The organism is Stygiolobus sp. RP850M (genome assembly GCF_037389295.1).
Classification (GTDB): domain Archaea; phylum Thermoproteota; class Thermoprotei_A; order Sulfolobales; family Sulfolobaceae; genus Stygiolobus.
This window is the reverse complement of the sequence record NZ_JBBHKU010000023.1, coordinates 1-21,749: the sequence shown is the minus strand read 5'-3', so window position 1 is coordinate 21,749 and position 21,749 is coordinate 1. Positions and strand designations below refer to the sequence as shown.

The 21,749-nt window shown below is 39.7% G+C and carries 25 protein-coding genes and 1 pseudogene; 10 read left to right on the top strand and 16 right to left on the bottom strand.

What is annotated here, in order from left to right:
- Positions 1-5 precede the first annotated feature (5 nt).
- From WIW52_RS01695 to WIW52_RS01685, 3 genes are read right to left on the bottom strand one after another with little or no spacing between them, the layout of a single operon-like run.
- A complete protein-coding gene (locus WIW52_RS01695) occupies positions 6-1,706 on the bottom strand; it encodes a succinate dehydrogenase flavoprotein subunit (RefSeq protein ID WP_337708203.1) in 1,701 nt (566 codons plus the stop codon).
- 35 nt (positions 1,707-1,741) lie between these two features.
- Positions 1,742-2,536 carry an HAD-IIA family hydrolase gene (locus WIW52_RS01690; protein WP_337708201.1) on the bottom strand — a complete coding sequence of 265 codons (795 nt, stop codon included), beginning with the start codon at positions 2,534-2,536 and terminating at the stop codon, positions 1,742-1,744.
- On the bottom strand, positions 2,523-2,813 hold the full coding sequence (locus tag WIW52_RS01685; RefSeq protein WP_337708199.1) for a hypothetical protein: 291 nt from the start codon (positions 2,811-2,813) through the stop codon (positions 2,523-2,525). Before WIW52_RS01685 ends, WIW52_RS01690 begins: the two co-directional genes overlap by 14 nt.
- Before the next feature lie 27 nt (positions 2,814-2,840).
- Here WIW52_RS01685 and WIW52_RS01680 point away from each other — a divergent pair, with 27 nt between their 5' ends.
- Entirely contained in the window at positions 2,841-4,448 is a 1,608-nt protein-coding gene (locus WIW52_RS01680; RefSeq protein ID WP_337708197.1) for a DUF2070 family protein, read from the top strand.
- Here WIW52_RS01680 and WIW52_RS01675 read toward each other — a convergent pair.
- A complete protein-coding gene (locus tag WIW52_RS01675) occupies positions 4,419-5,780 on the bottom strand; it encodes a digeranylgeranylglycerophospholipid reductase (protein ID WP_337708196.1) in 1,362 nt (453 codons plus the stop codon). The genes WIW52_RS01680 and WIW52_RS01675 overlap by 30 nt on opposite strands.
- Positions 5,781-5,838: 58 nt before the next feature.
- Positions 5,839-6,216, bottom strand: a complete 378-nt coding sequence (locus tag WIW52_RS01670) for a DUF5751 family protein (protein WP_337708194.1) — start codon at positions 6,214-6,216, stop codon at positions 5,839-5,841.
- A 104-nt stretch (positions 6,217-6,320) separates the two neighbouring features.
- On the opposite strand from WIW52_RS01670, the gene WIW52_RS01665 reads away from it, so the two are divergent.
- Positions 6,321-6,551, top strand: a complete 231-nt coding sequence (locus WIW52_RS01665; RefSeq protein ID WP_337708193.1) for a hypothetical protein — start codon at positions 6,321-6,323, stop codon at positions 6,549-6,551.
- On the opposite strand, the gene WIW52_RS01660 is transcribed toward WIW52_RS01665, so the two are convergent.
- Positions 6,541-7,080, bottom strand: coding sequence for a phosphoesterase (locus tag WIW52_RS01660; protein ID WP_156007811.1), 540 nt, complete (start codon positions 7,078-7,080; stop codon positions 6,541-6,543). The two genes, WIW52_RS01665 and WIW52_RS01660, sit on opposite strands and share 11 nt — an antisense overlap.
- Positions 7,081-7,187: 107 nt before the next feature.
- On the opposite strand from WIW52_RS01660, the gene WIW52_RS01655 reads away from it, so the two are divergent.
- Genes WIW52_RS01655 through WIW52_RS01645 form a run of 3 tightly spaced genes read left to right on the top strand, consistent with a single transcriptional unit; the run spans position 7,188 to position 9,158 of the window.
- Positions 7,188-7,694 carry a hypothetical protein gene (locus WIW52_RS01655; RefSeq protein WP_337708191.1) on the top strand — a complete coding sequence of 169 codons (507 nt, stop codon included), beginning with the start codon at positions 7,188-7,190 and terminating at the stop codon, positions 7,692-7,694.
- A gap of 1 nt (position 7,695) precedes the next feature.
- Positions 7,696-8,706 carry an NAD(P)/FAD-dependent oxidoreductase gene (locus tag WIW52_RS01650; RefSeq protein WP_337708189.1) on the top strand — a complete coding sequence of 337 codons (1,011 nt, stop codon included), beginning with the start codon at positions 7,696-7,698 and terminating at the stop codon, positions 8,704-8,706.
- Positions 8,703-9,158: an Lrp/AsnC family transcriptional regulator gene (locus WIW52_RS01645; protein WP_337708187.1), complete on the top strand. Its 456-nt coding sequence runs from the start codon at positions 8,703-8,705 to the stop codon at positions 9,156-9,158. Before WIW52_RS01650 ends, WIW52_RS01645 begins: the two co-directional genes overlap by 4 nt.
- A gap of 46 nt (positions 9,159-9,204) precedes the next feature.
- On the opposite strand, the gene WIW52_RS01640 is transcribed toward WIW52_RS01645, so the two are convergent.
- The 4 genes from WIW52_RS01640 to WIW52_RS01625 all read right to left on the bottom strand — a co-directional run bounded on the left by WIW52_RS01640 (position 9,205) and on the right by WIW52_RS01625 (position 12,561).
- A complete protein-coding gene (locus WIW52_RS01640) occupies positions 9,205-9,921 on the bottom strand; it encodes a RimK family alpha-L-glutamate ligase (protein ID WP_337708186.1) in 717 nt (238 codons plus the stop codon).
- 204 nt (positions 9,922-10,125) lie between these two features.
- Positions 10,126-10,977 (bottom strand): hexaprenyl pyrophosphate synthase, encoded by an 852-nt coding sequence (gdS-2, locus tag WIW52_RS01635; protein ID WP_337708183.1) that lies wholly within the window; start codon positions 10,975-10,977, stop codon positions 10,126-10,128.
- A 1-nt stretch (position 10,978) separates the two neighbouring features.
- Positions 10,979-11,779, bottom strand: coding sequence for a hypothetical protein (locus tag WIW52_RS01630; protein WP_337708182.1), 801 nt, complete (start codon positions 11,777-11,779; stop codon positions 10,979-10,981).
- Entirely contained in the window at positions 11,749-12,561 is an 813-nt protein-coding gene (locus tag WIW52_RS01625; protein ID WP_337708179.1) for an S-methyl-5'-thioadenosine phosphorylase, read from the bottom strand. Before WIW52_RS01625 ends, WIW52_RS01630 begins: the two co-directional genes overlap by 31 nt.
- An 85-nt stretch (positions 12,562-12,646) precedes the next feature.
- On the opposite strand from WIW52_RS01625, the gene WIW52_RS01620 reads away from it, so the two are divergent.
- The gene (locus WIW52_RS01620) at positions 12,647-13,267 is read left to right on the top strand and encodes a phosphoribosyltransferase (RefSeq protein ID WP_337708178.1); all 621 of its coding nucleotides are present in this window, start codon (positions 12,647-12,649) and stop codon (positions 13,265-13,267) included.
- A 46-nt stretch (positions 13,268-13,313) separates the two neighbouring features.
- Here WIW52_RS01620 and prf1 read toward each other — a convergent pair whose 3' ends face one another.
- From prf1 to WIW52_RS01600, 4 genes are all read right to left on the bottom strand, one after another.
- On the bottom strand, positions 13,314-14,402 hold the full coding sequence (gene prf1 / locus WIW52_RS01615) for a peptide chain release factor aRF-1 (protein WP_337708177.1): 1,089 nt from the start codon (positions 14,400-14,402) through the stop codon (positions 13,314-13,316).
- 83 nt (positions 14,403-14,485) lie between these two features.
- Positions 14,486-15,244: a DUF1614 domain-containing protein gene (locus tag WIW52_RS01610; RefSeq protein WP_337708176.1), complete on the bottom strand. Its 759-nt coding sequence runs from the start codon at positions 15,242-15,244 to the stop codon at positions 14,486-14,488.
- 6 nt (positions 15,245-15,250) lie between these two features.
- Entirely contained in the window at positions 15,251-15,739 is a 489-nt protein-coding gene (locus tag WIW52_RS01605) for an NTP transferase domain-containing protein (protein WP_337708175.1), read from the bottom strand.
- Positions 15,711-16,655 carry an AIR synthase family protein gene (locus WIW52_RS01600; RefSeq protein ID WP_337708174.1) on the bottom strand — a complete coding sequence of 315 codons (945 nt, stop codon included), beginning with the start codon at positions 16,653-16,655 and terminating at the stop codon, positions 15,711-15,713. The genes WIW52_RS01605 and WIW52_RS01600 overlap by 29 nt, the downstream gene beginning before the upstream one ends.
- A 27-nt stretch (positions 16,656-16,682) precedes the next feature.
- Here WIW52_RS01600 and WIW52_RS01595 point away from each other — a divergent pair, with 27 nt between their 5' ends.
- Complete coding sequence (locus WIW52_RS01595) at positions 16,683-17,408, top strand: ABC transporter ATP-binding protein (RefSeq protein WP_337708173.1); 726 nt, start codon at positions 16,683-16,685, stop codon at positions 17,406-17,408.
- Positions 17,405-18,394, top strand: coding sequence for an ABC transporter permease (locus WIW52_RS01590; RefSeq protein WP_337701960.1), 990 nt, complete (start codon positions 17,405-17,407; stop codon positions 18,392-18,394). The genes WIW52_RS01595 and WIW52_RS01590 overlap by 4 nt, the downstream gene beginning before the upstream one ends.
- A gap of 39 nt (positions 18,395-18,433) precedes the next feature.
- On the opposite strand, the gene WIW52_RS01585 is transcribed toward WIW52_RS01590, so the two are convergent.
- Positions 18,434-19,192, bottom strand: coding sequence for an enoyl-CoA hydratase/isomerase family protein (locus tag WIW52_RS01585; protein WP_337708172.1), 759 nt, complete (start codon positions 19,190-19,192; stop codon positions 18,434-18,436).
- Positions 19,193-19,379: 187 nt separating this feature from the next.
- On the opposite strand from WIW52_RS01585, the gene WIW52_RS01580 reads away from it, so the two are divergent.
- Positions 19,380-20,858 carry a cbb3-type cytochrome c oxidase subunit I gene (locus WIW52_RS01580; protein ID WP_337708171.1) on the top strand — a complete coding sequence of 493 codons (1,479 nt, stop codon included), beginning with the start codon at positions 19,380-19,382 and terminating at the stop codon, positions 20,856-20,858.
- A 320-nt stretch (positions 20,859-21,178) separates the two neighbouring features.
- On the opposite strand, the gene WIW52_RS01575 is transcribed toward WIW52_RS01580, so the two are convergent.
- On the bottom strand, positions 21,179-21,427 hold the full coding sequence (locus WIW52_RS01575; protein ID WP_337708169.1) for a SelT/SelW/SelH family protein: 249 nt from the start codon (positions 21,425-21,427) through the stop codon (positions 21,179-21,181).
- 101 nt (positions 21,428-21,528) lie between these two features.
- On the opposite strand from WIW52_RS01575, the pseudogene WIW52_RS01570 reads away from it, so the two are divergent.
- Positions 21,529-21,749, top strand: a pseudogene (locus tag WIW52_RS01570) (hypothetical protein); the annotation flags it as partial.

Here is a 21,749-nt window from a genome sequence, read left to right as displayed (position 1 = left end):
TTTATTTAGTATACTCTTTCCTCAGGTTTCCACTTGGTAATTTTAACGGGCTTATAGGTTATCTCTACTGTGTTCCCCCTCAAATATGCAATTGTGTGTTTTAGCCAGTTCTCATCATCCCTCTTCGGATAATCTAATCTGTAATGGGCACCTCTAGATTCCTTTCTGTTAAGTGCGGTTGAAGCTATAACTAACGCTAAGTCCAGCATGTTCTTCATCTCTAACGCGTTGTAGAACTCAGTGTTGTAAATGTTCGACTTATCCAATACGTAAGTGTCTTTTGCCATTTCTCTCAGCTTTAGTATTTCAGATACCGCGTTTTTCATCCCGTCCTCATTCCTGAACACACCTACGTCCTCCCACATGACCTCCCTTAATTTATTGACTACTTCTCCGAAGTGAACTCCACTCTCTCTCTTGACAACGTCGTAAGCTGACTGTTCCGCTTTTTCAGCCTCTTTATCTATATCTGATGATGGCTCAGTATAGGACTTAAGGAACTCAACTACGGCTCTTCCAGTTTCCCTACCGAAAACCAAAGTCTCCAGCAGGGAGTTGGAACCTAGCCTATTAGCACCGTGCACAGAAACACATGCGGCTTCGCCAGCAGCAAATAGACCTATTATGTCGGGGTTTCTGCCTTCAATGTTTACATCTATACCTCCCATATAGTAGTGCTGAGCCGGTCTTACCGGTATCATCTCTTTGGTAGCGTCAATTCCAGCGAAGGCTTTTGCAGCTTCATAAGCCAAGGCAAGTCTTTCCTTAATGTACTCTTCACCTAAGTGTGTTAAGTCAAGACCTACATATCCACCAGGGAACCCTCTACCTTCCTTAACTTCGGTAAGGATAGCCCTAGAGGCTATATCCCTAGGTGCTAGATCGAGTTTCTTAGGGGCGTATCTAGCCATGAACCTCTCTCCTTTGTTGTTTCTGAGGATTCCTCCCTCGCCCCTCGCTGCCTCGCTTATGAGAATATCTGACGGATAGAGAGCTGTGGGATGAAACTGAACGAATTCAGGGTCTTTTAACGCTACACCGGCTCTCAGAGCCATTGCATATCCGTCGCCAGTGTTGATGTAACTATTAGTGGTGTGTTTATACAGCATCCCCATGCCTCCTGAAGCAATTACTACAGCCCTAGCTTTGAAGAATACCGGAATCATGTTCCTCATGTCGAAGGCAACTACTCCCCTGACCCTGCTCTCGTCCCTAACTAGCTCCCACGCAAACCACTCGAAGTAAAAGTCAACTTTTCCAAGACCTGATGTCCTCTCATAAACAGTATGGAGAAGTGCCATTCCAGTTTTATCACCAACAAACCTGGTTCTAGGATACGTCTGCCCTCCGAAATACCTTACGGCAATTCTACCATCGGGTTGTCTATTGAATAATGTACCCCAACTTTCTAGGATCTTGACGATCTCACCTGATTTGTAAGCTAAAAGTTCTGCCGCATCTTGGTCTACAAGATAGTCTCCTCCTTTAATCGTGTCGTAAGCCATGTAATCGGGGTTGTCATTAGGGTCAGAATTTCCATCTATGTACGCGGCTATTCCTCCTTCAGCAGATGAAGAGTGGGATCGTGTGGGGAAAACTTTTGAAATGACGGCAACACTATATCCGGAAGAAGCTATTTCATGAGAAGCCATCAATCCAGCTAAACCAGCCCCGATAACCACTACGTCATAATTAACTTTCTCCATAAGATGATTGACGTAAATTCATTTAAAAACCTTGTTCATATCAATTCTTGCAAGGTACGTACAACAAATTTAGGTTTAACATCACTATTCTCCACGTCCTTAGCGGTAGAAATACCTGTCAAAACTAGAACAGTGTCTATACCAGCGTTGATCCCCATTTTTATGTCAGTCTCGAGTTGATCTCCTATCATGACGGCCTTGTTAAACCCTCTGTCTAATTTTGTTATCATGAAAGCTACCTCGATCATCCAAGGGTTAGGTTTACCAGCGACAAAGTCTGGTGTTCTTTTCAACGCATAGGAGATGGCATTGGCCAACGCTCCAGCACCCAGTTTAAGACCGTCCCTAGAAGGCCATAGTCTATCCATGTTAGTAACAATGAATTTAGCTCCGTTATATACTGCCCTCATTGCGGCGGAGAGTTTTTCGTATGTGCAAAGCCTGTCTAAGCCTATAACTACAGCGTCAGGTGTCTCCTCTTCTAAGTCTCTCATGTTTAGGAGCCTAAAGCCGTGGTTTTTAAGTTCCTCTACAAGCCCTTCCTCTCCTACTACAAATACGGTCTTTATGTCGGTTTTCTCTTTCATGTAGATCGCAGCAGCAGTACCGCTAGTTATAATATGGTCGGTAGAAATTTTCAGACCTAAGGAATTGAGTTGTCTAGAAAGGAGAACTCTACTAAAACCTGAATTATTCGTTAGGAGTAATACTTTATGGCCGGAATCGATCAAATTTCTTATCGCATATATGTTAGGCCATATTGGTTCTTCTTCTCTCATCAACACTCCGTCAACGTCACTAATTATTAACTCGTAGTCATTTAAGGACATTTGTCTCAAACTCTCTAACTTTTTCGCTGACCTTAATTTTTAATTCACTTTCATTATCACTAAAGCCGAAATACCCGAAGGGGTAGTATAATAATCTTTCACAATTCCATTTTCCGGTAAAAGCTGGGGTGATTTTAAAGTAGTATTTGCTATATTGTCCGCTGTAAACCCCTATTAGAAACACTTTTCCTCCCTTCTCGGCTATGTAAATTTCACATTCGTCGCTACTTTTCCTAAGCAATTTATCCACTCCTAAGTCGTCCTTAGACAACAACATTTTAACCCCCATATCACTGTTAAAAATGTGAATTCTGAAGCTATTACGAGAAAATATTACTCGAAGATTAAAAGTTTACCTAATATTAAGGTGATTTCCGGCATATCGGTTCTTGAGAGCGCTTTAGTCTACTTACGAAGCTTAACGCTAGGAATAGAATATTTCATCTCATTAATCTTATACTTATCAGTAATGTTAATTCTCCTGAGAGAGCTAAAAGTTACATTGTTTTTCTTAGACTTAACTGCATTTATTTACCTTATTTTTCCCTTTTTTTCGAGAGACTTCCTCTTGTCCTTCGGCATTATTGCCCCTCTAGTCGGATATGGAAGCTTAGCTAGTAAGTCGGAAGCAAAAGCTACTTTAATTATGTTTTTGTCCACTTTTGTACCGTCTATAGCTTTTGGCTTTAGGTTAGACATATTAATTTATTCCATTACAATTACGGGTATTTTCTACATTTACGTTTATTTATTGAACAGAAAGGGAGAAAAGCTTACGGGTCTCAAGTCGTTACAGATTGTAAGACCTTTCATAGAAGGGATAGTTAAAAAGGACTACGAGGCATTAGAGAAATTCCTTGACGGGCTAGGGATTAAAACTAACTTAAGGATCGGTATGTTTAGGTTTACAGATCACTTCTTTGTCCTGCCGAAAATACATTTCGGGCTAAGCGGTGAAATAGGTAGTTCTAAGTTCCTTTACCACTTAGAAGAGTTGAATCCAAACAACATAGTTTTTCACGGTCCTGGTAGTCATGAGATAGATATTACAAGCAATAAGCAAACAAAGGAGGTAGCTAAGTTAGTCTTTTCCGAAGAGATTAACGAGACAAACTGGAAGGATCAAACCTTTTATGGGATATACCCTTGGAGCTCTCGTTGTAATTTCAGGGGTGTTACATTATTGTTTTCAAACTCATCCCTCACATTCGTTGAGAGACCTGGCAAGGGGATAGATGACCTGCCCTTGAAACTGTGGGATTATGTGACAAAGGGTGCAGACTATATTGTTGACTGTCATAACGAGTATTTAAGTGAGGAATTACCAAGTCACTCGGATAAATGTATAATAGAAAACGTAGAGAACGTGAAAAAGTTCAGGAGATCAGCTACGTTAAAACCACTACTTGTAGCTATAAAGGAAGGTATGGTGAAGAATTGTGAAGGACTATGTAAGAATGTGGTGAGGGTGATAGTAATTTCAGATGGGGAAAAGAAAGTAGGGATAATTTACCTATATGCCAATAACTCCGATCCTTCTCTCACTAAAGCGATTAGAGAAAGAATAGGTAAGCTTGTGGACTTCCCTCTTTTAGTTACACCCGATGATCACACGTGTACTGCGTCTTCAATAAGAGATCTTTATTTACCAGCACAATATTGCAAAGAATTATTAGATCTTGCCGAAAACCTAACGAGGGATGCAATCTCAGAATTGAAGGAGGTAAAGGTTAGTGTTAAGGAGATAGATGTAAAAGGTGTAAAAGTTTTAGGAAAAATGCTTTCGAACTTTGTAACTGCTTTGGAAGAGGTGGGAAACTACACAATAAGGACTTTTTGGATACCACTAGTTTCCCCGTTGATGTTGTCTTTGTTGCTTATACTAATTACTAATGGCGTTATTAAACTCTAGTATCGTCCTATCTACACTTTCTTTCCACTGGTTTAACATTGTAGGAGATTGAGGATAGTTGAGGTATAGTTGTTTTATCCTCTTCATGTAGTCAGCAACGGTCTTTAACTTGAACAGTAGAGAGGGTCTACCTAAAGCTGATATAACTCTCATAGCTTTATCGGCAGCTGATAAGTGCAAGTCCCCTTTCTCGCTTGCCTCAAGTAGGTCTTCCTCCTTTATGACTTTCCTCTTCATCCCGTAATCTATGTCCTCATCGGTGAGTTTTTGTAGGAACCTTCTGAATATATCTAAGCTGGCTTGTTTAGCTCCGTATTCGTTTATGTAGCATAAGTTCATGTTCCATAGACCGTTTGTAGTAAAGTCACCAGTCTCATATGCTGATAAGATAGTCCTTGCTGCACAGTACCCTGAGATCATTGCTGAGCCCTTACCACCGCCGTGAACTGGGTTAACTGTATAAGCTGAATCGCCGACTACTATAATTCCATTCCAGACCATTGAATAGAGGGGTCTTCTCGTCGGAACAAGTGCTCCTCCTTTTACTAACAACTTATTTTTGTCCACATCAGGTGCGTAAGTGTCCAAGTACTTCTTATAATACTCGTGGATACTTCCGTATCCCATACCTCCTTGAATTCCCAGTCCCACATTTACTTTGTCCTTACCCTTGGGGAAGTACCACCAATAACCTCCGGGGGAGGCTTTTTGAGTCACATAGATCCTCAAATAGTCACTATCTTCTACATCGTCTTTAGTTAATAAGACCTCTCTGTACGCGATATCTGTATCCCTTTCGTCTAAGTCCTCAGCTACTGGAAGGACTGGAGGTAGTTTGCTTCTGAAACTTCTGGAGTAACCGGTAGCTTCAACTACCACTTTAGTGTAAACCGTAACTTCTTCATTAGTTCTTCTATTGTTCAATACAGCACCTACGACAGTATCATGATCAATTATGGGTTTTACTGCGGTCGTCTGATCCCATATCTCTACTCCTTTAGCTTCTGCTTCTCTGAGTATCCTTTGGTTATAAGCCGGTGCGTTAAGCTCGAATCCTTCCCCTTTAACAGTCCAAACAGTCTCCATATCGGGGCTGTACAATTTTATACCGCTTATTTTGTTCTCCAACTCATCCCCTCTCGGATAAGGCATACCGAGCCTATCGAAGTGGGCTTTACTTACAGCATCTCCGCAGGGCTTATCTCCAATTCTGTTCCAAGTTTTACTGTCTATTAGAAGGACTTTCAGTCCGTGTCCTGCTAGGTGGTAAGCAGTACTTGCACCTGCAAAACCGCCTCCGATGATTAACACATCATATTTTAATTCCTTCAAACTATTCACGCTATTTCTCTTACTCAATTAGTAGGCTTTAAAACTATTTTCTACTTATCTATACACTAGGGTTTCTGCAGTTATCCTTAAGTAAGTTTGCGCGAATATTGTTAGGTAATTGAGAGAATAATTTCTCTATCAAACTCCTGTTTTCGTTATCACAGTATAAGAGGACTCCATCAAACTCTTTTTTGCTATTTTCCTCTACGACTTTAGCCATATCTTCCCTTTTCCATAAGAAAAGTTCGTATCCTATGTCTATATTGTCTAACATTGGCTCCCTTATGTAATCCACGACCTTATGGAAAGGTTGTTGTGATATTACGTTAATAAGCACTTTTTTAGCCCCGCTTGACCTCACGTCTGCAAAGATCTTTCTAAAGGTTTTCTCTAAGTTTTCATCTTTCATTGCTACAAGGACTAGTAATGCTTTCATCTATTTTTGCTCTTGTTGTAAAGTATTAGTGTTTTTCGCTGGTTTGAGGAAATACTGAGTATTTTCTAATATCTCATTTATTGTAAACACTACAATATTATATTGTGATAGCACAAATAATATACCGAAAATTCGACGAGAAAATTGAGGAGATTACTAGGAAATTAAGGAAGTTAGGGGCTGAAATAGTATTCACTAAGGGTGAAAAAGACGCTGTCTGGATTAATTCCTACAACGTTTGGAGTGAGGGAGATGAATATGACGTGGAGGAAGGTTATTACGACGTCAAGATTTACGAAATGATAAGAAGAGCAAGGTTCGGGGTCAGCTCTTAATTTGGCGTAGGAAGTGAGAAGAATCAGTAATGACTAAGTATCCTCTAGCTTCCGGCGGGTACTCCCTAGTGATACCACCTACGTATATAACTCTTGCCAGCTTATCTATCTCAAGCCTTTTCTGTTGTGCAATTATTATCCAATCCCAAGGACCTGCTCCTACGTTCCTCCTGAGCTGATCTACGTCACCTTGATGCCCGTGTAGTATGTAGTATTTAACCGAGGAGACCTCCGCTATGTACATTGTAGTACCTATAATTTCCTCCCTATATCTAGGTTCTGCCATTATACATTTCAATGCATGAGGATCCATATCTCCTTGAATATAGACTATCTGAGCCCAAGGGGCTATACTCCTTATAACATATAGGACGTCAATAACTCTTGGACACTCGTAGTCCCAGTAACACTGAGTAGTATCCCCGTCAAGCACAATAGTCTCTGGTTCTTCTTTTTTGATTATCGAAGATAATGTACTTTCGACGTGCGGTTCTGGAAACCTTATGTTACCCATTACTAGGATCTTCAATCCTAAACCCGTTATTACTATTATGTATTTTAACTATTTTTTATTTTCTCAGAAAGGGTTAGCATTAGAATTTTATAACTCGTATTCATTATTCTTTTTGAACCAAATTGGAGACGAGGACTACGGTGTTACTTTCGGTAATATTGCTTATACTTCCCACAGTGCCAGCATATGCTTTAAATTATCCAGCGTTCTTAGTAGCTTCAGCAATAGGTCTCATTATAGTTCTTTATATTATGTACTCTAACCGTACTTGGGAAACACTTAAGGGAAAGGTAGTAGGGACGTACTTCTCCGGTGTATTCGCCGTAGGTGTAACGTTAGGGATATTCTTCTCAGCCTATTCAAAACCGAAACTTTTTGCGGAGACTGGTCTAATATTCATAATACCATTCATAGTCCAATTCCTCCTTTTGCTGAAAGACATATTACCCTCTATGATTAGTAAGGACTTACTTTACTTCAGCAACGGTTACGTACCTTTTCTTCTGGTACTGATAATAGGTTCTGTGATCGGAAGGTTTTTGAGTTCATTTTACCCACTAATAATTTTATATTCAGGAACTTTAGTGGTAGCTATTCTGGTATTTTTATACTTTAGGAGAAGTGGGTGAAATGGAGGTAGCGATAGTAGGTGCAGGGCCTGCTGGACTATCTTTAGCCTGGTTTTTGAAAGGTACAAAATATAACGCTACTGTTTATGAAGCGTTAGACGATGTCGGAAAAAAACCTTGTGCTTGGGGTCTTATGAGCGGGGTTGAGTCCTTACTCCCGATCACGAAAGATAGTATAATTAGCGAGATCAAAGGCTTCAGGATTTATTTGAACGATAAGCTTATACACGACATAAGGGGAAAACAAACTCTCGGTTATATTATAAATAAACCCTTGTTTCTGAAACATCTTGCCGAAAGGCTCAACGTTAAGTTTAATTCAAAAGTCATCAGGAAGAGAGAAGGGGGTAAAGAGGAGTACTATTTGGTTAACGGTGAGAAGATTAACGCGGATAAGGTAGTAATTTCTAACGGTCATTATGAACTACCTAAGGATCATACGGTACCGGCAATTCAATATATTACGGACTACAAGATAGACCCAGAGATAGTTGAGTTTTACTTCTACAGCGATTTGTTAGGATATGCGTGGATATTCCCCGATGATAAAGGTAGTAAGATAGGGATAGGAGGTTATGCCGATGTTAGTTTTCTAAAGGAAAGATTATCTAAATTAGTGAAGGGTAGAGTATTCACTTTTCACGGGGCTAGGGTCTCGGATTATGGTATAGATGAGTTGAGGCTTAACGAGAAGACTTATGTCGGAGAAGCTTTAGGTACTGTATATCCTCTCACTGGAGAGGGTATAAGACCTTCCATACTGAGCTCCAAAATTTACGCTGATACGCTTTTAGGGGATAAGGATTTCGTTAAGGAGTTCAAAGCCTCAAAACTATACTTCACGATTCAAGCCCAAGCTAAAATAATAGATAGTGTCAAGAAGAAAATCATAAGTATTGGTCTACTTTCTAAGCTAATAACTAAAAGTGACCCAGACCTTGTATATAGAATAGCTATAGGAGACTTTGGCATGTCCGATTTAATTAAGTTGTTTGGGAGGTCACTATTATGACCTATATTCTCGATGATATAGATAAAAAGATAATAAAGATACTTCAGGAAGATGCGAGGACTCCGTTTTCTAAGATAGCTAAAATGCTGAATTTAAGTGAATCTACAATACACATGAGGATGAAGAGACTGAGAGAGAACGGTGTCATAAAGGGGTTTTACGTAGATATAGACCCTGAAGTGATAGGTTATAACGTGGTAGCTTTCGTTATGATTAAAGCTGATCCCAAAAAATATGAGGGAATCTTGAAGAAGATCTCCGAGTTCAAAGAGGTTTTGGAGGTTTATGATGTAACCGGTGAATTTTACGCGTTATTAAAGGTGAGAGTTAAAACAAGGGAGGAGTTAGCAAAGGTTCTCGATATGATAGGAAATATGGACGGAGTAACTTCAACATATACAATGTTCGTCTTACGGACTATTAAGGAATTGAGAAGTGTAATTTTAGACTGATCGGTGCGAGAGCTCGTCATCACATTTTCAGCCGGTTTTTTAGTCCTCATTTCTTAATTTTCTGAATCAGGTGCTGGATAATATATTTTGCAGGGTTTACGTTAGTCGCTTGATAAAATCCCTTCCAGAGCGGAGCCGCGTTTACCTCAAGCACTTTATAACCACCATCTAAATCCTCGACTATGTCGAGACCAGCGTAATCAAGTCCCAAGACGGTTGTGGACTTCAATGCTATCTCCTCAAGGTATTTGTCCGGTAGGATAACTTGTGTTAAAGCCCCTTGAGCAACATTGGTCTTCCAAGAGGTTTTGTTTATCCTGTATATACTGCCTATTATTCTATCTCCAACCACGAAGACTCTTATGTCTCTTTCCGGCTTTCTCACGTATTTCTGTATGTACATGGGTTGATTTACAGACAAAATTGATTTAGCTATCCTGAACGCTATATCTGGGTCTGTAACTCTTACTGCTCCGAGACCAAGGCTTCCCACCAAGGGTTTTATTACCACCTCTTTCCATCGCTCTGCAAGTCTCATAGCTTCAAAGGGACTCTCCACTAATGCGGTCTCAGGTATGGGGATCCCTGCACTTTTTAGCTTTACTAAGCTGCTAAACTTATCTCTAGCGATGAACATGGATTCAGGCCTATTAATTAACGTTACACCGTTGTTTTCCATAGCTTTCAGAGTGTCGAATCTTTTGATAAGTTGTTCAGTGGAGGATATGAAACCTAAGTTCCTTACGACTCCTCCGTCTATCATTAATGTCTTTCCTCCATATGTAAATTCTACACCATTAGTCGTAATGACCGGATTTATCTGTGAAATCCTTAAATATATTGCAATATGACCATTATTCTTTATTTCTAGAAGTAGTTGCTTAGAAGCCTCAGTGACCTTTTGAGACTCGTGGATTACTGCAATTTTAATAAGTTATCACCAATCTTTTCCTCATATGAGTCGTTTTTATAGTTTATTAATACCCGCCTCGTTAAGTAAACCCGCTGTAAGGAAGTCGGGAATAGATATTACAGCTTCCCTAAACTCTTGTCTTACGTCTATTTTTCTCACCAACGATAAATAGTTAGATACAGCACTAGTATATTCGGCCTTAACATATTCCTTGTAATCTGCACCTTTCAAGTCATAAAGCTGTTTTGCACTCCCTACCAATACCTTCAACTCTCCTTTTTCGTATTTATACACGTCTATGTAATCGTCTATGAGCTGGTAAGCTATTCCCAGTTCTTTTCCCAATTCTATCATAATATCCACCACCTCTTCTCTTTTCGCTGCAAAAGCAGACAGCATTGTAGACAGTTTAAAGAGACTCGCAGTCTTATACTCTATAGTCTTCATATAATCTACAGGGGTACCGAAAATGTCCTTTAATGCACCTATAGCAGTGTCCCTCCAGAGGTCAATACTTAACTTTAATGCCCTCTCCCCGTAACTCGAGATAATGTTCAATGCGGAGGGAATAAGAAAGTTGGTAATGAATATTACCCTTCTGTTTGTGTAAACTGCCCAAGCCGCCTCCACTCCTCTCCTTGTAAGGTCGTAATCAACAATGTCATCTAAGGCTAGGGAAGATGAGTGAAGGATTTCAGAGGCTAAAGCAGCTTTATATGAATTCGACTGTTCCCCTCCTAAAGCTTCAGTGAAGAACATGGTAAGCGTTGCCCTGAACCTCTTACCGTCCTTCAGAATGTATTTACTCACTTCCAATAACTCCCAGTCCTTTATATCTGATAAGTAATCTTCAATGAGCTTATCAACGATCTCTTTAGTACGTCGCCAATAAGTTAGAAAATCCACTTCATAACACTCTCGCGGGTTGCTTAAATAAATATGTTAAAATTGATAAATAAACTGGTGCAAGTAAAGGGTCAACGTCGAAGATAATCTCCCTCACGTTCTTTCCTTTAGCCCTAAGTTCGAATTCCATACGCCTGACCGTTAAAACATCGGCTCCAGTAGTTATAAATGTATATGTATTGCTAGAATCAAGAAAATCCTCGTGGCTCTTTATTTCAGTATTAAGGTATTTCTGCATTAAATTGCGTGCGGGTAAAAGAAGCGGGGAGAGAACAATTAAACCGTTGAAATCTACTTCCTTAACTTTTTCTTTCAACCATTCCTCTAATGTGTTAAGGGAGTTAAGCTCCTTTAATATTTCCTCACTCCTCTTGTTTTTGTTTATGGACGAGATTTCCTTGAGGAGAGATAAAGACGTCTCCATTTCACATAACTCTCCTTCTTTACTCAAGATTTCCACATCACCCTTACTTTTCTCCTTCTTCATGTCTACGTTACACGTTATCAGATATCCTTTTCCTCCTAGAGACCACATGGAGTCCAAAAAAGGGATGACGTCGTTTTTGTCGTGTAGAAACGCAATTACGTTATTAACGTCCGCGTAAGGCTTCTCCGAGAATAAGAAGTCGTATAAATTAACGAGCCTCACAACTTTCTCCGACAGTTGTGAAAGGGCTCTGTAAAGAGTGAACGCTTCCAATTCACTCTTTCTGTTGTACACTATAGTGAAATCCGAGCCGATTGAGGATAAAAAAGGAATCGAGAAGAGGTTCAGACTAAAGCGGTCTTTAGGGAATTGCAACAACTACACTCTCCGTCATTAGGTTTCTCTGGTAACCTCCTGATAACTTCGTATAGGAGCTTTCTGGCCTTTTCAGTGTTCTCGGACATGACTTTAGTAACCTCCTCAGCCGTAACTGGTATATCCGCGAAAACGTCGTAGTCCGTAACCATTGCTATAGTCGCGTAACACATCTGTGCCTCGCAAGCTAAGTTAACTTCTGGAACCAAAGTCATCCCTATTATATCAGCCTTGAAGACTTCCTTCCAGACCTTACCTTCGGCTCTTGTCGAGAACCTAGGACCCTCTATACATATGTAGGTGCCGGAAGGGTGAGTAGTTATTCCCAAATCCCTCGCTGACTCTATTATTATCCTTCTGAGGTGGTTACAAAATGGGTCTGCCATCGATACGTGAGCGACTACGGGACCGTCAAAGAATGTATATTCTCTACCTCTTGTCATGTCTATGAACTGGTCAGGGATTACGAAGTCGCCAGGCTTATAATCGAGCCTTAAGCTCCCAACAGCTGAGACAGAAATTACCCACTTAACCCCCAACTCTTTTAACGCCCATATGTTAGCTCTGTAATTTATCCTATGAGGAGGGATTTTATGTCCTCTTCCGTGTCTGGGTAAAAAGGCCACTTTCTTCCCCTCTAACTCACCGAGAATTATGTTGTCGCTGGGTTGACCGTAAGGTGTATAGACCTTTATCTCCTTCACGTTTGTGAGTATTTTCGGATCGTATACTCCAGAACCCCCTATTATCCCGATTGTTGTCTTATCTTTTAGTTCAATCATCAAAGAGTTTTTTACGTTCAGATATAAAAAGTATAAACCATAAACTTGATAAAGGTTTAGATATAGATGTCATGGGAGTGTTGAATTGCCTAAGATACCCGTTAAGGTAGTAACATGGGATGAAGTTGTAGAGTGGTCAACAAGACTCGCGGAAATAATTAAAGAGGATAAATATCAACCCGACGTAATAATAGCAATAGCAAGGGGAGGTTTGGTACCAGCAAGAATAGTTGCCGATGTATTAGGAGTTATGGATGTGTTGTCCATAAAGGTAGAACATTGGGTGGAAACCGCTTCACACACTCCTCAGGCTAAGGTTAAGTACGCGTATAGGCTGGACTTAAGTGGTAAGAAGACTTTGATTGTGGACGATATAACTGATACCGGTGACAGTGTTGAGTTAGCGAAGAAATACGTATCTGAGAATTTCTCTCCTGCAGTGATCAAGACAGCTACAATGCAATACATTAAGCCAGTAGCTAAGGTTAAGCCAGATTATGTAGCTTCAATAGTGGAGGACTGGACATGGTTTATGTATCCTTGGAACTACTGGGAGGACGAAATAAACCTTGTAAGAAAACTAATGAATGAGGGGGTTAAAACTGAGGAGCTAGAGAAGAAGTTTTTAGAAAGTTATGGTGTAAAACCACCTATTCCATTACAGAAAATACTTCAAGAAATGAAAAGAAGAGATCTCTTATCTTAGCATGCGATAAAAATGTGATTTGCTAAAAAGTGAGTTAATTATTATCCTAGTATACCTTATACCTTAGCTTACCTATAGCTCCTCCGAAAGTCTTCTTTACCCATTCCCCGTCAGGAAGTTCATCTCCTATCACGTACACTTTCGCACCGTAGTTCTCCGCTTCTTGTGCCAGTTTCTCCAGCTCCGAGCCAGGCTCATCATACACAACTAGTGAGTCTATCGCACCCATCTGTAACGCTTTTCTTATATCACTAATTCCGTAAATCACAAGTCCGTCATCCTTAGCAAGGTGGTATTTTATCTCTTCAAGTAAGTTCTCCACTTGAATGTACTTCTGGTTCTTCAGTAAATCCTGAGCTTTCATTACTAACTCCTTAAGTCCTGCATCACCTTGATCTGGTACATCAAACAATGGTTGTAATACTAGCTTCTTCAGCCTGTAATCCATATAGTCCCCTTCGTAAAAGTCCTTTTTAGCGTACCCGGGACCTCCTATTAATATCCCTTTCATCTTTTTGTTTTCGACGAACGGTATGAAGAACGCATTTACTTTCTCTCCTACCTCTTTAAGGAAGTTAGCGTACATTTCCTCAATGATTCTGTCAATTCTTCGCTGTGACTGACCACCCATCATGTGTTTCCCTGGAACGAAACCCTCAAACTCCTCTAAGACTTGAATTCTGGTACCTTTCAGTATACCTATCGTCGCATAGTCCCTCTCAACTATTATTAACCCATATACGTCTGACTCCTCTACCATGTCCTCCAAGAATTCCGTATGGAAAGACTTATCAGTACGATAGAAGAATATGGGTACTTTTTCGGGTGGCGAGAACATGAAACATTTGAAATCATTTGTGTCGAAGTTTTCACCGCAGAACAATACTAAACCGTTATCTGGGACTTTATTGATTTGGGTTAACCTATCAATAGCGGACTGTATAGCTGAAGTTACAGCGTCTCTCGTTCGCTTTAACTTAATGTTCTGTGCTATAGACGCTTCTTGTCTCAATAGGTTAAGAACATCTGGTACAGGTCTGCCCGGAGGTATGTATAAGGAGAGTAGGACTGTTGCTGGTGCACTCCATTTCTTTAATTCTCTAATTAGAACCTTTAATTCTTGTCTACTTATCAAGTACTTGTCAAAGACTCATCCCTAATCGAGATATATTTACGTGACAACACCTTATAAAATTAAAGTCGTGAAAGGAAAAAATGTCACCTGACTAGTGCCAGAAGAAATTCCCCGATCATTATCGAAAATACACCGGACAAAAAAATGCCGTCGAACGTCCCCATACCTCCAATGCTCACTATCTGTGGACTTGCCTTAATGATCTTATTCATGTTAAGTAAGTCGGCTCCGATGAGTGTTCCTAAAACACTACTTATGTAGGCGGAAATAGGAACGAAAAGTGGTGTACTAAAGAAGAAGATCAAGCTCACGAATGATGAAGTGACTGGCGCAATCAAAGGGTTCATTGCGACTCCTACACCGGGCATTACTTTCGAAAAGTGATGAGAAACTAGAACTACTATCAACGTGTTAACCATAATCAGAAGAGGGATAAAATAGGAAAGTTCAGCAGTGAAAATCAATAAGATAGAGGATATTATTACGGGTACGATTGCTCCCCCAACGTTTATCGCAACTAAAGTTTTCCTTATTTCGTATGAAAGTCTTGGTACGTACAAAGGAATGCCGAAAACATAAATTACGTCAACACTGGGCATCAATGCCTCCCTATCTATCTCCTTTAAGACTATATTAACCGGGCTGAAGGCAAAACTGAGAAATGAGAAACTGAAAGCTAAGAGAAAGCTATACACGTCGTTTAAACCAATACTCTTAAAGAGGAATGTGAAATAACCAATAGTGACTATCAGCATTAAAAAGGCGAAAAAAATGTAGACGATTGCGAGTATCCCCCTTACATGATATATAATTAAAATTCTAGGTGGTTTCTCGTAACTCATTGAACATTATACTCCTATCCTGCATAAATAATTCACTCTAACGTAATCCTCATACGTGTTCACATTATAAATCTTTGAAGAGGAGTACTCTACGTCTTGATAATTACTCGTGTTAAACCCCCTCCACAAGCTTATCCCTACGTAATCCCCGTGGTTCTTCAAGGAGCAAATATCCGCTTCGCATGAACTGATGAGGATCTCAACAGCGTCAATAGGTATAATAGGGGTATCAGCTGGAAAGACTAAAGTCGGGACACCTACCGTCTTAACAGCTTCATATACATCCATTTCATAACCTCGTCCCTCTGTTATTATTTTAGACAATGCAGAGAAAATTAAAGGAGAAGAATTAGTAATTGCTAAGAAGACTTCTTCTGCAAACATCCTAGCTACTTGATAAACGCGATAATAAGAGGGTAAGCCACAAACCTCCACTAGTGGTTTTAAAGGGGTGAACCTAGTTCCTTTACCTCCCGCCATTATAATAGCTTTCAATTCTAACCAACTCCTCTTCGAAGTCTTCGGTATAACTTTTACCGTTAATAATTAGCTTCGGCTCTCCTTTTTTAAGTACACCTACTACCTTACCTCCAATACTCTCCAGTTTTTTAACATCGGGACTCTTAGCAACCGTAATGAAGCAACCTGAAGAAATGAGTTGATACGGGTTAATATTCAACGCTCTCGCTATTTCTGCCGTTTCTTCCGACACCGGAATTTCAGACTTTACCTCGAGAGTTAGGTTTGAGGCTTTGGCTACCTCAAGCAAGGCTTGGTAAACACCGCCTTCCGTAGCATCATGCATCGCTATAGCGTAGTCCTTTACCTTTAATGCAATGTCTTGTACTGGGATCTTGTACTTGTATCCTTTAGATCTTTTTATGACCTCCGCTCTTACCCCCTTTTTCAAAAGCTCCTCTTCGAATTCATTAGCGAGAATCCAAGTCCCCTCTATTCCCGCCGTTCCGAAAACCAATACGTAATCTCCCTCTTTAGCGTCGGATAACTTCATTATCTTATCTGAGAAGGAGAAGGCAGTAGTTACAACAATATCTCTCTTCACCCCTTGAGTTACTTCCGTATGACCGCCTACTACATTACATCCGAGTAGTTTACAAGCTTCGTTTATCCCCTCAATTACGTTGTCAAGTGAGTCCTCACTTTTCAACAATAGAACCGTGGTTACCCACCTACAACGTACTCCCTTCATATTAACATCGTTACACGCAACAACTACTGATAAAAAACCGGCATTCTTTCCTGCCTCGGTTATAGGGTCCGAATGGATTACCAAATATTTGCCTTCTACATCTACGTAAGCGTCGTCTTCACCTATACTTGGACAAACTACGCAGTCCTCATGAGGAATTTTGTTTAAAAATGAGTTAATTGGAATTTTTCCGAAACGCATAATAGTAAATAAACGACAATGATATTTATGGACATCATAGTCATCGAGGACTTATGGAAGGTTTACAAGAACAGAGTAGAGGCATTAAGAGGGATATCGCTACGAGTGAAAGAAGGCGAGGTCTTCTCCTTTTTAGGACCCAACGGTGCAGGGAAGACAACAACCATAAAGATCTTGTCCTGCATCCTTAAACCAACTAAGGGAAAAGTTACTGTAGCAGGTTATGAAGTTCCGAAGGACTGTAAGAAGATAAGAGAGATCGTAAGTGTAGTACCTCAGGAGTTTCAGGGTTTCTCCGAATTGACTGTAAGAGAGAATATCCAGTATTTCGCAAAGCTTTACAAAGTTGACACTGTGGACGACGTGATTGAGGAGTTGGGGTTAAAAGAACATCAGGATAAAAAGTTTAGGGAGTTATCTGGAGGACTCAAGAGAAGGGTAGCGATAGCTTGTGGAATAGTCGGTAATCCAAAGATAGTCTATTTAGACGAACCTACAGTTGGTCTAGATCCCAAGTCTAGGAGGAACATTTGGGAGGTTGTGAAGTCTTTGAAGGACAAGGGGATCACAGTTTTTTTGGCAACTCATTACTTAGACGAGGCGGAAAAGCTCTCAGACCGTGTAGCTGTAATCTATAAGGGTGAGATCGTTAAGTTGTCAACTCCAAGCGAACTCGTAAATGAGTTCAAAAAGGAAAGTTTAGAGGAAGCTTACTTAGAGCTTATGAGACAACTAGAGGGTGTTGATCAATGAGGAACGTTATCCCTACTGCAGTTGCGATCATTAAAGACAATTTGAGAAGTAGAGTTACCCTGGGCTTTGTAATAGTATTTCCATTAATACTCGCCTTCATTTTCTCATTACTCGGTCAAGCTTTTCAACTCCATATAATGGTTTATGTTGCCGGAAATAATAGTGGGGAAATAGCTTCATACCTCAATCAGAGTAAACTATTTATTGCTTATGTTGGAGGTAATCCCAATTACGTCACGTTGTATAACGCAATTTTTGTTAACTCTACTTCTAAAGTAATATATTACAGCCAACTGACAAGTAACTATATTCCCTTATTGAAGTCATATCTGTCTTTGTATTACTTACATGAGCAAACACCATTTACAGCTCAAGAAACTATTACGAGAGCTACTCCAGTAGCTTATGAGATTTCAGGTGTAGTCGGAGTAATAACCCTATCTAATGGTCTGTTTGGGGTAACCGGTGTTGGTAGTGGATATTATAGAGATAGGCTTGTAGAGAGGTTAGCCTCATCGCCAATAAAGGATTATGAATGGGTCTTGGCTTTGATGATCTACGAGGTAGTAATCACAATTCTCTCTTCTATCGCTACCTTAGTAGTAGGTGCGTTAATGGGTTTTTTGCCAGATCTAGGACTTCCGTTTTTAGCAGGTCTAGTATTAGGGACTCTTATGTTTTCAGGTTTAGGTGCAGCGATTCTTGGTTTAACACCCAAGGAGAAAGTGTTCTTGTCTAACATAGTTGCCAATTTCCTAGTTTTACCTTTAATGTTCATCAGTAACGCTTTCTTCTCTCCCTCTATATTTCCGTCATTTCTGAAGGTGTTTGCCGAGTACCAGCCAGTATCATTGCTAAACGATGTGGTCAGAGCAACATTAGTCCTCGGTGAACTTCCTAACCCGGTGTATTTAGGAGTGATATTCATCCTTACCGTAGTATTCTTGGGAATTGGTTCTAGGTTGTTAAGGCTCAGAGAGGTATAAGATAAACTGACGGGGAAAAAGTAAAAACACTTTATAATCTTATTGTGGAACCCAAGGAGCCTTCGTCTTTGTCAAAAACGCTAAGATCCCGTTAGTTGCGTCTTTAGTTAAAACTTGATCTATGAGAAGTTTGAAAGCTGACTCTAACTCACTTTCATACTTTTTGAAAATAAGTCTTCTCATACTCATTAGAGACGAAGGAGCCATAAGTCTGAGTTTATCCATAACTTTCTGTATTTCACCTTCCAAGTTATCACTTACGAAGTGGACTAGCCCTATCTGTTTTGCTTCCTCAGCACTTAGTTCTTCTCCCAAAAGGGCAATCCTGATCACATTATTAATTCCTATAACATCTTTACCTATAGTCACAAGGACTGGTGGGAATACTCCTATCTTAGCCCCAGGTGCCGCAAATCTAGCATAAGAAGAGGCAATCACGATGTCCGAAACGAGAAGTATTTCCATTGACGCACCGTAAGCTATTCCTTCTACGATCGAGATTACTGGTTTGTTGAGATTTATAATGGTTCTATACATTTCGAACATTGTAGAGAAAAAATTCGTTGCATATTCTCTGTTCTCATTTGCCAACTTTAGCTCCTTTATATCAGCTCCAGCTCCAAAGTTCTTGTTTGCTCCAGTTAGCACTATAAACCTTACGTCCTTATCACTGTCTAACTTCCTTAATGTATCGATCACGTCGTACATAAATTCCTTATTCACTACGTTGTATTTTCCGCCAGTGTTGAAGGTTATTTTAGCATAATCTTTTAATACCTCAGTTGTTAAGGTATTCATCCCTGATTATACCTATGCTAGAGAAATAAATACTTTCTCTGATCTATTTTGTTAGAAAAATTACTTTATTTTATCGATATTTTTTCACCATATTTAAGTATTATTTTAAAAAGATTTGAAATACATATATATCTTTTATAAAACTACGTTTATATCAGATTAAATAAAAAATGTGAGGTAGATTAAAATGAGCGCAGGAGACTTTTTGAGGGGGCTTATTAGAGGAGCTGTAATTGGAGGATATTTGGGATTTAACTTCGTTATGGGAAAACTGGCTGATTTAGTAAAGGCATTATTCCAATTAGATAAGGAGTGGGTTACGAGAGTTACAATGGGAATGATAGTACTAAGCGTCATATGGGGTATTCTAGGGATTATAGACGCCTTTATGGTTAGAGTTCAAGAGTTTGCTTGGGGGGTAGCTCAGTTCTTACCTCTAACTCCTCAGGAATGGTACGCGTCTGTAACACTTCACGCAATCAGGGACTTGTTCGGGTTTGCTCAACAACTAATTCTTGCAGTATTCATTTACTTCACATTTAGGATGTTGCTAATCCAGCCGAGAGCTAAGTGGGTGTTTAACCTAGGCTTCGTATTATTCAACATCTCTTTCATGTTCTTCGAAGGCCCTATTATTATAACTCAACAACAAGGTTTTGACAACTATTTTAGTGCTACTGGTTGGTACTACCTTGCACCAATAGGAATCCCTGGATACTCCCTATACGTAGTATCTCCCTTCTGGTACATAGCATGGCTTTTAATGGACGCTGGAATATATTTAATGACGGGTTGGTATGTATATCACTTCTACCTTGCTTCAAAGGGTAGGAATGAAAAATTACCTATATTTCTGGTGTTCGGTTTAGTAGTAGCAATATTAATGTTAGAGAGCTATTCTGGTGAAGTAGTGACTACACTATGGGACTTACTAGCATTTTACAAGTTAGTAGGTTACAACGTAATTGCTGACCAGATATCCTTTGTGACATTATGGCACGGAATAGTCTATATTGCATGGTTCCCAGCTGTAGCTTCCTTGTACTTACTGATACCGACCCTTGCGGGTAAACCACTATACAGTGAAAAGTTGGCAAGGGTATCTGCAGTACTATACTTAATATTCTCCACCGGTCCGCTAGGGATACACCACCTATACATGGTTAATTTACCTCCCGAAGTAAAAGTGTTGGTAGAGGTGTTGACAGAGGGTATTGTAGTGCCTTCAATGATGACATTCTTTAACTTGTTTGCTACTGTAAAAGGAGCTAATATTAAGTGGAACCTGCTAGCAGCTTGGACAGTGTTGTCTTTCGCTGGTTCAATATATGGAGGTGTTATGGGAATATCCAATTCAGTTATTTCATTTGACGCAATATCTCATGAGGGCTATTACGTAGTATCTCATTTCCATGCGATGATATTGTTCTCAATAGTTCCTGCTGGATTTGCTGCTCTATACTTAATGTTACCGATGATGACACAGAGGTCTTGGTATTCAGCCAAGATGGCGTGGGCACACTTCTGGGGCTACTTAATAGGTACAATAATGCTTATAGTTGGATTCTCTGAACTCGGATTATCAGGGCTAATAAGGAAAGAAGAAGTTTATCCTCTTTCCCCAGCGTTCATAGACGGGCAGATATTAGCTACGACTATATCATAATCTCCACTAAACGTCATGACTAACGAATTAGTAACCTCACCCAAACTTACACTCTCACCATAACTTACCCTACCTTTCACTAAAGTTAACACCACATTTACTAACCACACAGTAGTTGCTATGTCAGCAATTGTAGAGCCAGTATCTAACGGCGTAATTAAAGGATTTAACCTAGTTAAGACCGAACTAGAGAAGATAGGTATTGCCCATAGAGTATCGAGACAAGCCTCCTAGAAAATTTTAATTTTTTTTTTTAAATTTTTCTCTTTTTTTAATTTTTCTCCCTATTTCTTCTCTTCATCTGTACTTTTTATCTTAATTCATATCGACATCTTAAGCTTTCCTATCTCCTTAAGGATTTCCTCGTTTTGTGGGAACCTCCTTTCCTTATAGCGGGAGAAGATCAAATTTCCGTTCAAATAAATATCAAATATACCGTTACTACCTTGCTCTAGCTCAATGATTGTATTTTCAAAATAGCTTAGAACGTCTCTTGCTAGATCTAATGCTCTATCCAGATAGCCACATGGTCTACAATACACTATCTTAACGTGGGTCTTGCCTTCCATGAGAACTATCTTATTTCTTGCTTAAAATAATTTGATAACGAATAATTGCAAACCTTTATTTAATGCGAATTTATTATCCCCGTAATTGGATAGTAAGTGAAATGAAAATAGCTGTAACATATGATAAAGACTATAATTTAAAACCCTTAGATGAAGCTGAAATAATAGGAATTATAAACGAGGAAAAGAAGGAAGTTGAACAGTACGAGAACCCTGGTGTTGGAAGCAAGGAGATGACGATGGACGCTATTCTAAGCCTTGAGCCAGATGCAATAGTAGTTGGCAAACAGTTCTTATGCCCCGGTTCGTATATGATGTCTTA